The sequence below is a fragment of the Vannielia sp. SX4 genome (genome assembly GCF_052828525.1).
This window is the reverse complement of the sequence record NZ_CM128247.1, coordinates 1,654,957-1,666,728: the sequence shown is the minus strand read 5'-3', so window position 1 is coordinate 1,666,728 and position 11,772 is coordinate 1,654,957. Positions and strand designations below refer to the sequence as shown.

The window sequence follows — 11,772 nt, the reverse complement described above, 5'->3', positions numbered from 1 at the left end:
ATGTGGCGTCGGCTTGCCTCCGCCGTAGGTCGCCGGCTCGGCGCCGCCGATCAGGCCGCGCCCGAGGCCGAGGTTGCTGAAGCCGCCGCCCCTGAGGCGGCCGCACCGGAAGCCCCCGCGCCCGCCCCGGAAGCGGCCAACGGCGAGGCCGCCTTCGCCCCGCTCCTCACCCTCATGGCCGAGGCCTGTGCTGCCTACCCCGCCGATCTCCGCAAGGAAGGATTTGGCGATCTGGCGGCCCGCTTTGCCGCCTGCATCAAAGAGGCCGGCTGGGTGTCCGCCGAGCCGCAGGCTCTGGATGAGCGCGCCGCCGCCCGCGCACTCCTCGGCCCCGATGGCCTTGCGCTGCACAGCGATGATCTGCCCGCTGGCGCCACATGGGCCAGCCTTGCCGAAAGCCGCCGCCTGTCCGAGGCCCGCGTGCTGAGCGGCGCCAAGGATCAAACCCGCCTGACCGGCTTCGAGCTGCCCGGCGCGGCCCGCGCCACCCTGATGCACCGCGACACCGACAGCTGGAACGCGCTCATCGCCGTCGAGATCGTGCTGCAAGACGGCCCGGTGCCCGATGTCGCCGCCTTGGCCCGCGACCCGCAGCTTGCCGGTTTTCCGCACCTCACCTGCACCAGCGGTGAAGATCTCACGCCCATGGGCCTCTACGTCCATGCCCTCGCGCCCCGGCCCACCGCCAACTGGCCACACACCGGGCTGGCCATCGGCCTGCGCCACCCCGAGGTGCCCGAGCGCCAGCAGGAGGCCTTTGCCGCCTGCCCCGCTGGCCTCATCCTGTTCCAGCTCACCGAGCCGCGCGACGACGCCTGATCGGCGCCCCGCGCGGCCTCCGCGCAAAGCCTGCCTCTTCCGCAGGCGCGCCCCGTGAGCCAAGGCACAACTTCGCCGCCATTCGCGCCCGCCGGTGTTTCGCCGCACCGCCGCGTCAAAAGCCGTTTCGCAACCCCCGCGCGATGGTCTATACCCTCTCTTCGGAACGGCCCGCGCACGGGGCCGCGATGAATGGGGCAGAATGCCAGAACCGCATCAACCCGGCAGCCGCAAGCTGCTCAAGCGCCTGCGCGAAACCCTCTCCGAGGCCGGAGAGGGGCAGGAACGGCTCGACGCGATCACCTCGCTGATCGCCTGCGAAATGGCCACCGATGTGTGCTCCATCTATCTGTTCCGCGATGCCGACACGCTGGAACTCTGCGCCACCGAGGGCCTGAAGCCCGAGGCCGTACACCAGACCCGGATGCGCCTTGGCGAGGGCCTCGTGGGCCGCGTGGCCCTGCGCACCACGCCGATCAACACCGCCGACGCGCCCGCCGAGCGCGGCTTCCGCTACATGCCGGAAACCGGCGAAGAGCGGTATTCCGCCTTTCTCGGCGTGCCGATCCAGCGGCTGGGCGAGCGGCTCGGCGTGCTGGTGGTGCAAAGCCGCGAGGCCCGCGCCTATTCCGATGATGATGTCTATGGCCTTGAAGTGGTGGCCATGGTGCTGGCCGAGATGGCTGAACTGGGCATGTTCCAAAGCTCGGCGGATGGCATGTCGGCCCGCCACACACACCCGGTCCTGTTCCGCGGTGGTACCGGGCAGGAGGGGGCGGCAGAGGGCCGCGTCTATCTGCACGAGCCCCGCGTGGTGGTCACCAATCCCATCGCCGACGATGCCGAGGCCGAGGTCGAGCGCCTGCGCGAGGCGGTCGACAAGCTGCGCTACTCGGTCGACGAGATGCTCTCCGCCGCGCCGCTTGGCGAGGGCGACCAGCGGCAGGTGCTCGAAGCCTACCGCATGTTCGCCAACTCCAAGGGCTGGCTGAAGCGGATGGAAGAAGACATCGGCCGCGGCCTCTCCGCCGAGGCAGCGGTGGAAAAGGAGCAATCGGCAGCCCGCGCCCGGATGGAGCAGGTGCCCGACGCCTACCTCCGCGAGCGCCTCCACGACCTCGACGATCTCTCCAACCGCCTCCTGCGCCTGCTCACCGGGCAGGGGCAGGATGACGGCTCCGAGATGCCCGGCAACCCGGTGCTGGTGGCCCGCAACATCGGGCCGGGCGAACTGCTCGCCTATGGCCGCAAGCTGCGCGGCATCGTGCTCGAGGAGGGCTCCGTCGGCTCCCACGCCGCCATCGTCGCCCGCGCTCTAGCCATTCCCCTGGTGATTCACGCCAGCCGCATCACCACCGAGGCGCTCAACGGCGATCCGATCCTCGTCGATGGCGATCAGGGCATCGTCCACCTGCGCCCCGAGGAAACCGTGCAAAACGCCTTCCGTGACAAGATCGCGATGCGCGCCAAGGCGGTCGAGCGCTATGCCTCCATCCGCGACCTGCCCGCGACCGACAAGTCGGGCGCCACGGTCGCGCTGCACATGAACGCCGGGCTGATGGCCGATCTGCCCTCCCTGCCCTCCTCCGGCGCCGAGGGCGTCGGCCTCTTCCGCACCGAGCTGCAATTCCTGATCCGCAATCAGGTGCCCCGCCGCGGCGAGCTGGCGGCGCTCTATTCCCGCGTGCTCGACGCCGCTCAGGGCAAACGCGTGGCCTTCCGCACCCTCGATATCGGCTCCGACAAGGTGCTGCCCTACATGAAGCCGCAGGATGAGCCCAACCCGGCAATGGGCTGGCGCGCCATCCGCGTGGGTCTCGATAAGGCCGGCGTCATGCGGATGCAGCTTCAGGCCCTGATTCGCGCCTCCTGCGGGCGGCCGATGTCGGTCATGTTCCCCTTCGTGGCGCAACTGTCGGAGTTTACCGAGGCGCGCGACCACCTGATGCGCGAGCTCGAACGCGAGGATCGGCTCGGCCACACCCTGCCCGAGAGCGTCGAGGTGGGCGCGATGCTGGAAACGCCATCCCTCGCCTACGCGCCGCAAAAGTTCTTCGAGCTGGCCGATTTCATCTCCATCGGCGGCAACGACCTCAAGCAGTTCTTCTTCGCCGCCGACCGCGAGAACGAGCGCGTGCGGCACCGGTATGATTGCCTGAACGTGTCGTTCCTCAGCTTCCTCGAATGGATCGTGATGCGCTGCGATGCCACCGGCACCCCGGTCAGCTTCTGCGGCGAGGATGCCGGCCGCCCGCTTGAGGCCGCCTGCTTCTCCGCCATCGGGCTGCGCTCACTTTCCATGCGCCCGGCCTCGATCGGCGCGGTCAAGTCGCTTCTGCGCCGGATCGATCTGAGCGAGTTGCGCAAAGTGATCGAGACCGCCCGCACCGAGGGCGAGCAATCCGTCCGCGCCCGCGTCGAAGCCTGGCTGATCGACAATACCGACCCGGAGTAGCCGCGGACGCTGGCGCTTTAGCCCGCCCCCGGCTCAGCGATACCGGCTCACCTCCAGACCGCTGCCCACCGGCAGGGTCACGCTGGCCATGCCCGGCACCGCGCGCACGGCGTCGATATACTGCGCCATCAATTCCCGCTCAGGCCGCACATTATCGGCCACCAAGATGGCTCCAGGGTTCAGCTTGGGCACGAAAGCCTCAAGGCAGGGGGTGTAGAGATCCTTCCACAGATCCAGCAGCACGAAGTCGATGCGCTCCTCCATCGCCCCGATCATCTCCACCGCATCGCCGACGCGAAAATCCACGTACTCCGCTAGCCCCGCCTTGGCCGACATCTCCCTTGCATAAGTCGATTTTTCGGCGCTGATCTCCATGGTGATCAGCCGCCCACCCGCCGCCCGCGCGGCCTCGGCCAACCAGATGCCGGAGTAGCCATAGGAGGTGCCGATCTCCAGAATCACCGGCGCCTCGATGCTCTTGGCCAGAATGTTGATCAAACGCCCGGTCTCGGGGCCGACGGCCAGCAGCCGGTCATCCAGCGCCAGCTCCCCAGCTGGGGCCGCCCGCTCCGCTTCGCGGCGGGCATGGTAGAGGTCGAGAACTTCGGTGATGTCGGGGGTCATGCGCGCTCCTTCAGGCTGCCTGTGCCGGTTCTACGCGCCGCGCTGAGGTTTCCGCCGCCGCTTAGGCCCACTTTTCCACGTCGCCCGCAACGCCACCCCAGTCGCCCACGCCCAGCACCCGCTCGGGGTTGGTCGGCGGCGGCATCACCACGGCGCTCAGCTTCTCGAACCCGAAGCGCGCATAGTAGGGCGCATCGCCCACAAGCATGACGCGCGCCCAGCCCAGCGCCCGCGACCGCTCAAGGCTCTCGGTGATGAGCCACGCCCCCAGCCCCTCGCCCTGCCGGGTGGCATGCACGGCGACCGGCCCGAGCAGCAGCGCCTCGGCGCCGCCCACGCGCACAGGCCAGTAGCGGATCGCCCCCGCCACGATGCCGAGGCTGTCGCGCGCCACAAGGCACAGCCCGGCCACGGGGGCCACATCGTCGCGCAGCCGGTAGGAAGAGAGCGCCTCGCGCCCGGGCGCGAAACAGCTGTCATAGAGGGCTTCCACCTCCCAACGGTCCTCCGCCCGCTCCTCGCTCAGCCCGTATCCGATCACGCCTGCCGCCTCTTCCGCACGCCGTTCCGCCCGCCTTTCCGCACTGGCAGCCCCCTAGCATGCGGGCTACCTTCCCGCAAACGCCCCAAGGAGAGCGCATGTTCTACACCCCCGAAGACGGCCACGGCCTGCCGCACAACCCCTTCAACGCCATCATCTCGCCCCGCCCCATCGGCTGGATCAGCTCGCGTGGCGCCGAGGGGCATGACAACCTCGCCCCCTACTCCTTCTTCAACGCCGTGGCCTACGTGCCGCCGCAGGTGATGTTCTGCTCCACCGGCACCAAGGACTCGCTGATGAACATCCGCGAAACCGGGGTGTTCTGCGTGAACATCGTGGAGGCCGCCGCCCGCGACGTGATGAACGCCACCTCCGCCGCCCACCTGCCGCAGGTCGACGAATTCGAGAAAGCCGGGATCGAAAAGGCCGAATGCGACACCATAGTCTGCCCCCGCGTGGCCTCCGCGCCAGCCAACCTCGAATGCCGCGCGATCAAGTTCATCCAGCTGGAGGGGAAGGACAACCACATGGTCATCGGCGAGGTGACCGGCGTGCACATCCGCGACGACTGCCTCGTGAACGGCCGGTTCGACGTGACCACCTTCCAGCCCCTCTCCCGGCTCGGCTACCGCGACTACGCCGTCGTCGAGAACGTCTTCGAGCTCACCCGCCCCGACGACTGACCGGGCGATGGGTTCCCCGAAGCGCCAAAAGAGATTCGAGGCCTCCGGCGGGGATACTTGGAGCAAGAAAATGGCCAGGGCAGTGGCACACCAGATGCGCCATGCGACATTCTCTGACCGGGTTGGGCCAACGCGACCAAAGCAACATCACCGCATCCCAAAGGCAGCAAGCTTCATCGCAGCGCACAATCCTGAACTATCTGGCTGGCCGGTGCCACGCGACCAACGCGAGCCGTTAGAATCTGAACCAAATGCCCGCTTCTCTGCCCGGCCAGCGGCGAACCCCGCCGCCGGGACGGTTTAGAACCAGCGACGGCGGGGCATTTCCTTGCACGGTCATCGGCTTCCCAGCCTGTACCGTGCCCCGATCATGGCGCGTTAAGGTTAATAGCGCGTTACCAGCACCCCCATTTTCTTGCTGCAAATATTCCCGGGGGGTGTGGGGGGCTGGCCCCCACCCAGACGCTCACGTCACCGCGCCCCGCTCGGCAAACCGAGGCTCGCGCCACTCACCGCTCTCCAGCACATCCCGCAGCGCCAGCACCGCCCGCGCCACCTCCTCGAAGCTCAGGTAGAGCGGCGCGAAGCCGAAGCGCAGCACATCCGGTGCGCGGAAATCTCCGATCACACCCCGCGCGATCAGCGCCTGCATGATCTCGTAGCCATTCGGGTGGCGGAACGAGACCTGGCTGCCCCGCGCCGCTGCCTCCCTCGGGGAGCCCAGCTCCAGCCCCGGGCACAGCGCCTCGACCCAGCCCACGAAGGCATCGGTCATCGCGCGGCTCTTCGCCCGCACCGCCGCCATATCCACGCCCTCCCAGTCTGCCAGCGCCCCTGCCAGCGTGCGCATGGAGAGCACCGGCTGGGTGCCGGCCAAAAAGGCCTTCACCCCCTCCGCCGCCGCATAGCCCGGCTCGAAGGCGAAGGGTCGGGCGTGGCCCCACCAGCCGCTTACCGGCTGGCGGATGCCGCCGTGGTGACGCTCCGCAGCATAGACGAACCCCGGCGCCCCCGGTCCGCCATTCAGGTACTTGTAGGTGCAGCCCACGGCAAAATCCGCGCCGTCCCGGTCCAGCGCCACTTCCAGCGCCCCGGCGGAATGCGACAGGTCCCAAACCGCCAGCGCACCCGCCTCCTGCGCCAGTGCACTGAGCCGCGCCATATCCCGCACCGCGCCCGTCCGGTAATCCACGTGGTTCACCAGCATCGCCGCCACCTCGCCAGAAAGCGCCGCCTCCACCGGCCCCTCGGCCAGCACCAGCCGCGCGCCCGCCGCCGCGCAGACCCCCTCGGCGATATAAAGATCGGTCGGAAAGCTCGAACCCTCCGCCAAAATCACCCGCCGGCCGGGACGCAGCGCCAAACAGGCGTGCAGCACCTTGTAGAGGTTCACCGAGATCGTGTCGCAGCAGGCCACCGAGCCCGCACGCGCCCCGATCAGCCGCCCGATCCTGTCGCCCAGCGCCATCGGCATCTCGAACCAGCCCGCCGCGTTCCACGAGCGGATCAGCCCCTCGGCCCATTCCTCCCGCGCCGCCACGTCCAGCGCGGCCAGCGCCGCATGGCTGGCAGGCCCGAGCGAATTTCCATCGAGGTAGATGACCCCCTCGGGGATCAGGTAGCGCGCCCGCCTCTCGGCGAGCGCATCGGCGGCGTCGAGCGCGCGGGCGTCAGCAATCAGGTCCATCCGCGGAGCCTCGCACGGCCCCGCGCGGCCCGCCAGCCTAATGCGCGTCGCCGAAGAGCCCGGTCTGCACCGGGTAGTTGGCGGCCACCTGATATTCCGGGTCGTCCTCGCTCTTCTCCACGATCAGCCCGGTCTGGCTCAGCAGTTTGCGACAATCCCGGCTGAGGTGCCGAAGGTGCAGTTCCTTGCCCTCTTCGAGATATTTCTTCGCCATCCCTTCGATCGCCGAAAGCGCCGTCTGATCCGCCACCCGGCTCTCGGCGAAGTCGACAATCACCACCTTCGGGTCGTCCTTCGGCGTGAACAGCTCGGTGAACCCGTCCGCCGAGCCAAAGAACAGCGGCCCGACAACCTGATACACCTTCGCCCCTTCCGGCGTGGTGTAGCTCTTCGCGGTGATCCGCTTGGCGTTTTGCCAAGCGTAATGCAGGGCCGACACGATCACGCCCACGACCACCGCCACCGCGAGGTCTTCCAGCACCGTCACCACCGTCACGAGGATGGTGACGAAGCTGGCGAACTTGGTGCTGACCCGCATGATCCGGAAGGTGTTCCACGCGAAGGTGCCGATCACCACCATGAACATCACCCCTACAAGCGCCGCCAGCGGGATCTGCTCGATCAGCGGCGAGGCGAACAGGATGAACGACAGCAAAAACAGCGCCGCCGCAATCGCCGCCAGCCGGGTCCGTCCGCCGGATTTCACGTTGATCATCGACTGCCCGATCATCGCGCAGCCGCCCATGCCGCCAAAGAAGCCGGTGACCGTGTTGGCCATGCCCTGCGCCACACATTCCTTGGAGGCGCCGCCGCGCTGGTCGGTCATCTGGTTGACGAGGTTCAGCGTCAGCAGGCTCTCGATCAGGCCGATGGCCGCGAGGATCAGCGCATAGGGGAAGATGATGTACAGCGTCTCGAGGTTCAGCGGCGCCAGCGGCGTGCCATAGAGCCCCTCGCCCTCGCCGAACGGCACATGGAACGGCGGCAGCGTGCCCGCGATCGAGGCCATGTCGCCCACACGGGGGACGGGGATGTTGAAGACAATCACGAGGATCGCGACGATCCCGATGCCCGCCAGCGGCGCCGGGATCACGTTGGTCACCTTCGGCAAGCCCCAGATGATCAGCATGGTCAGCGCCACAAGGCCCAGCATCAGCATCAGCGGCCCGCCCGAGAGCCACTCGCCATCGCCGCCCGGCACCTTGAACTGCCCCAGCTGCGCCAGGAAAATAACGATCGCCAGCCCGTTCACGAAGCCCAGCATCACCGCATGTGGCACCAGCCGGATGAACCGCCCGAGGTGAAAGATCCCTGCCGCGATCTGCAGAATCCCCATCAGGATCACCGTGGCGAAGAGGTATTCGACCCCGTGCTCCACCACCAGCGCCACCATCACCACCGCCAGCGCGCCAGTCGCGCCCGAGATCATCCCGGGCCGCCCGCCGAAAACCGCGGTGATCAGGCCCACAATGAAGGCCGCATAAAGCCCCACCAGCGGATGAACATGGGCAACAAAGGCAAAGGCCACCGCCTCGGGCACCAGCGCCAACGCCACAGTGAGGCCCGAGAGCACCTCGGTCTTGACCCGCGCGGCCACCGGCTCGTCGCCCTGCCGGAAGTCTCCCATCAGCCCCTTGGCAAAGGCGAAATACGGGCTCTTGCCCGCGCGTGGCGTGTCACTCATGTTGTCTCTTCCGGCTGGCTCGGCGGTTCGCTGCGCTGCGGCTAGCATGTTTGCGCTAGCGGCAAAACCCCTGCACGGTGTCGCAGGGCCGGGTTAACCAAAATGCTTGCAGGGTTGCGCCGGATTGGGCTCCATCGGGGCATTCGCAAAGGGATACGGCATGAAACGGATGATCGGCATAATCGGCGGCTCGGGGCTTTATGACATCGCGGGGCTGGAAGACGCCCGCTGGCAGCACCTCGATACGCCCTGGGGCAAACCCTCGGACGCGCTCTTCACCGGCACCCTCGGCGGCGTGCCGCTGGCCTTCCTGCCCCGCCACGGGCGCGGCCATGTGCACACCCCCTCCACCGTGCCTTACCGCGCCAACATCGCCGCGCTGAAGATGCTCGGCGTGACCGATGTGGTGAGCATCTCCGCCTGTGGGAGCTTCCGCGAAGAGATGGCGCCGGGCGATTTCGTGCTCGTCGACCAGTTCATCGACCGCACCTTCGCCCGCGAAAAGAGCTTCTTCTCCTCCGGCTGCGTCGCCCATGTCAGCATGGCCCACCCGACCTGTGCCCACCTCGGCGCCGATCTTGCCGAGGCCGCCCGCAGCGCGGGGGCAAAGGTCCACCCGCGCGGCAACTACTTGGCGATGGAGGGGCCGCAGTTTTCCTCCGTCGCGGAGTCGAAGATGTATCGCGGCTGGGGCTGCGACGTGATCGGCATGACCAACATGCCCGAGGCCAAACTCGCCCGCGAGGCCGAGCTTTGCTACGCCTCGCTGGCAATGATCACCGATTACGACAGCTGGCACGAGGGCCACGGCACCGTCGACATCACCGAAATCATCGCCACCCTCCACGGCAACTCCGCCCGCGCCAAAGACACCATCGCCGCCCTCCCCGCCCGCCTCGGCCCGGAGCACACGCCCTGCCCGCACGGCTGCGACACGGCCCTCGAACACGCCATCATGACCGCCCCCGAAGCCCGCGACCCCGCCCTCGTCGAAAAGCTGAAAACCATCGCCGCCCGCGTCCTTTAGGCTGGGACTAGTTTCGACTACCGCGCCTCTGACCAAGAGGCGCAAGCGTCTTTCAAGAACTTTCAGAAGTTTTCACCCGCGCTTTCACGACCCGACTCGCGCCCTCACCGATCCTTCCAACAAGCCCGCGCAGACCGCCGGGCTTCGCACCCGGGCCCTTCCCGACCGGGCCGCGCATTTGACCACAGTGATTGGAAGGAAAGTGACATGACCAAACTGACAAAAGCCATCGACATCGCCGTGAAGGGCGGCTTCCCCACCAGCGGCAGCAAGATCGACGGCCATTCGTTCTTCATCCGCTCGGTGAAAAACGACAACCGCACCAAGGGCGATGAAACCTCCTACTTCCGCCATGAGCACATCGGCAAAGACGACCGGGTGTTCTACGCCATCAAGCTCGGCAACAAGAAGGGCGAGTACACCGCCAAGATCACCCGCATCCAGTTTCGCGGGCCGCTGGTGAAGAACGGCTTCAAGGACATCGAGAACGGCGGAATCGACGTGACCACCGCCGCAAAGGCCCTCGGCGCGGCCTGGACCCAGAACTGGCCGCTGCTGGCCAAGCTGGTCAGCGAGCTGAATGCCCAGCTCATCCTCGATGGCAACTGGTTGCCGGCGGCGGCAAAGGTGGTCGACATGATCGGCGCCCGGATGGCCAAGGATATCGCCTGACCGGCAGCCCCGCTGCCCGCTCAGGCGGGCAGCCCGGCCCGAGCAAACCCTGCCGCCAGCCGGGCCCGCTTCTCCTCCGTGCCGAGCGGTTCGGAGGAGAGGTAGCCGGAAGAAGAGAAGCCGGGAAACGTCGTCACCAGCCGGGCCCTCGTGTCGGCAAGTGCCGCGTCCAGGCCCAGTTCGGCCTCGCAGGCCGCGCGAAAGGCCAGCGCCTCGGCATAGTTCTGCGGCGCGCGGCGCAAGGCCTCAAGCGCGGCCTCCGTCTCGCCCCGGAAGAACCGCGCATAGCCGAGCGGGCAATAGTACCAATCCGGCCGCCGGGCGTGCATCTCAACCGCCCGCAACGCCCAACGCTCGGCCTCCTCCAGCATGTCGGAATTGAGCGCCGCGAACCACGCAGACGCCACGAGCAGGTCGGCATTGCTTCTAGCCTCCGCCGCCGCTTCGCGGATCAGCGATCGGGTTTCCTCAAGGTGACCGGCCTGCGCCCGAGCCCATGCACCCGCGAGCAGTGCCCACCCGCTCCGCGGCCGGAGGGCATAGGCCTTCTCCGCCGCCTCCTTCCGCAGCGCCAGCAACTCCTCCAACACCTCGCCCTGTGCTGCGGTGGAGAACAGCCCGTAGATCGTCGAGAGCGTCGCCCAGGCATCGCCATAGCCCGGATCGATCGCCACCGCCCGCCTCAGGCACTCGATCGCCTCCTCATAGGCCGCCTCGCTGAACTGCCGCGTCAGGATAACGCCCCGCTGGAAGAGCTCGTAGGCGTCGAGGCTGGAGGTGGCGAGATGGCCCGAGCGCACCTCGGCAAAGTCGGCCATCCGGCCCGACCACAGGCTCGCCAACTCACTGATCGTGGCCATCACGATCTCGTCCTGCACCTCGAAGAAGTCCTCCACCACCGCATCCCAACGGTGGGTCCACATCATCCGGCCATCGGCGGCCGAAATCATCCAGGCCCCGGCCCGCAGGCTCCGCGCGTCACTCTCCTCCGGCGATCCCTGCACCATGCCGCCGATGACATAGGCCGCACCCTGCGCGCGGAACGCCTCGACCATCTCGGACTCCGAGCGGCCCTCCCGGTAAATCAGCGTCGGTGAGAGAACCTCCACCAGATCGGCCCGCGTCAGCTCTGAAAGCAGCACGCTGGTAAGCCCTTCCGCGAAATGGTGCCAGCGCACCTCCATCGTCGGCGCCGTAAAGGGCAACATCGCCACGGTCTCGCGCCGCCGCGCCGGCGCTGCCACGGCGGCCGCACCTTCAACCTGTGCCTTCAGGCGGTAGCCGTGGCCGGGGATGGTCTGAACCATTGCATGCGCGCTGTCGCCCAGCGCCTGCCGGATGTCATGGATACACCGCGCGATGCTCTCGTCGCTCACCGCGCTCCCGCCCCAGACCTTCTCCGCCAGCAGATCCTTGGTCACAGCGTCAGGCGCGTTACGGGCCAGCACGGTCAGCAGTTTGAAGCTCTTTGGCCTGAGCCGCACCGGCTCCCGGCCCCGCCAGCCCACCGTCCGCAGGTCCTCGTCGATCGACACCACCGCCTTGCCGCCGCCGTCTTCTGGCCCGCTCCGCACGCTCCT

General features: G+C 67.8%; 10 protein-coding genes. 5 read left to right on the top strand and 5 right to left on the bottom strand.

Annotated features, from left to right (window positions below):
• Together ACUXVX_RS08270 and ptsP are read left to right on the top strand one after the other, a co-directional pair.
• On the top strand, positions 1-819 hold the full coding sequence (locus tag ACUXVX_RS08270) for a hypothetical protein (protein ID WP_446311154.1): 819 nt from the start codon (positions 1-3) through the stop codon (positions 817-819).
• A gap of 202 nt (positions 820-1,021) precedes the next feature.
• Positions 1,022-3,274 carry a phosphoenolpyruvate--protein phosphotransferase gene (gene ptsP / locus ACUXVX_RS08265; RefSeq protein ID WP_222470033.1) on the top strand — a complete coding sequence of 751 codons (2,253 nt, stop codon included), beginning with the start codon at positions 1,022-1,024 and terminating at the stop codon, positions 3,272-3,274.
• Between the two features lie 33 nt (positions 3,275-3,307).
• Here ptsP and ACUXVX_RS08260 read toward each other — a convergent pair whose 3' ends face one another.
• Positions 3,308-3,898 carry an O-methyltransferase gene (locus ACUXVX_RS08260; RefSeq protein ID WP_446311153.1) on the bottom strand — a complete coding sequence of 197 codons (591 nt, stop codon included), beginning with the start codon at positions 3,896-3,898 and terminating at the stop codon, positions 3,308-3,310.
• Between the two features lie 61 nt (positions 3,899-3,959).
• Entirely contained in the window at positions 3,960-4,439 is a 480-nt protein-coding gene (locus tag ACUXVX_RS08255; RefSeq protein ID WP_446311152.1) for a GNAT family N-acetyltransferase, read from the bottom strand.
• 98 nt (positions 4,440-4,537) lie between these two features.
• On the opposite strand from ACUXVX_RS08255, the gene ACUXVX_RS08250 reads away from it, so the two are divergent.
• Positions 4,538-5,122 (top strand): flavin reductase family protein, encoded by a 585-nt coding sequence (locus ACUXVX_RS08250; protein WP_446311151.1) that lies wholly within the window; start codon positions 4,538-4,540, stop codon positions 5,120-5,122.
• 466 nt (positions 5,123-5,588) lie between these two features.
• Here ACUXVX_RS08250 and kynU read toward each other — a convergent pair whose 3' ends face one another.
• Positions 5,589-6,809, bottom strand: coding sequence for a kynureninase (kynU, locus tag ACUXVX_RS08245; protein WP_446311150.1), 1,221 nt, complete (start codon positions 6,807-6,809; stop codon positions 5,589-5,591).
• Between the two features lie 37 nt (positions 6,810-6,846).
• The gene (locus ACUXVX_RS08240) at positions 6,847-8,436 is read right to left on the bottom strand and encodes a SulP family inorganic anion transporter (RefSeq protein WP_222495239.1); all 1,590 of its coding nucleotides are present in this window, start codon (positions 8,434-8,436) and stop codon (positions 6,847-6,849) included.
• Positions 8,437-8,653: 217 nt separating this feature from the next.
• Between ACUXVX_RS08240 and ACUXVX_RS08235 the strand changes: the two genes are divergently transcribed.
• Positions 8,654-9,520: an S-methyl-5'-thioadenosine phosphorylase gene (locus ACUXVX_RS08235; protein ID WP_446311149.1), complete on the top strand. Its 867-nt coding sequence runs from the start codon at positions 8,654-8,656 to the stop codon at positions 9,518-9,520.
• 207 nt (positions 9,521-9,727) lie between these two features.
• Entirely contained in the window at positions 9,728-10,192 is a 465-nt protein-coding gene (locus ACUXVX_RS08230; protein ID WP_446311148.1) for a hypothetical protein, read from the top strand.
• A 20-nt stretch (positions 10,193-10,212) separates the two neighbouring features.
• On the opposite strand, the gene ACUXVX_RS08225 is transcribed toward ACUXVX_RS08230, so the two are convergent.
• Entirely contained in the window at positions 10,213-11,766 is a 1,554-nt protein-coding gene (locus ACUXVX_RS08225; RefSeq protein WP_446311147.1) for a winged helix-turn-helix domain-containing tetratricopeptide repeat protein, read from the bottom strand.
• Between the last annotated feature and the right edge of the window lie 6 nt (positions 11,767-11,772).

Excerpts from the sequence above, each read along its gene's own strand:
- ACUXVX_RS08235 (WP_446311149.1), top strand. The coding sequence starts at position 8,654 with ATGAAACGGATGATCGGCATAATCGGCGGCTCGGGGCTTTATGACATC.
- ACUXVX_RS08230 (WP_446311148.1), top strand. The coding sequence starts at position 9,728 with ATGACCAAACTGACAAAAGCCATCGACATCGCCGTGAAGGGCGGCTTC.
- kynU (WP_446311150.1), bottom strand. The coding sequence starts at position 6,809 with ATGGACCTGATTGCTGACGCCCGCGCGCTCGACGCCGCCGATGCGCTC.
- ACUXVX_RS08250 (WP_446311151.1), top strand. The coding sequence starts at position 4,538 with ATGTTCTACACCCCCGAAGACGGCCACGGCCTGCCGCACAACCCCTTC.
- ptsP (WP_222470033.1), top strand. The coding sequence starts at position 1,022 with ATGCCAGAACCGCATCAACCCGGCAGCCGCAAGCTGCTCAAGCGCCTG.
- ACUXVX_RS08240 (WP_222495239.1), bottom strand. The coding sequence starts at position 8,436 with ATGGGAGACTTCCGGCAGGGCGACGAGCCGGTGGCCGCGCGGGTCAAG.
- ACUXVX_RS08270 (WP_446311154.1), top strand. The coding sequence starts at position 1 with ATGTGGCGTCGGCTTGCCTCCGCCGTAGGTCGCCGGCTCGGCGCCGCC.
- ACUXVX_RS08260 (WP_446311153.1), bottom strand. The coding sequence starts at position 3,898 with ATGACCCCCGACATCACCGAAGTTCTCGACCTCTACCATGCCCGCCGC.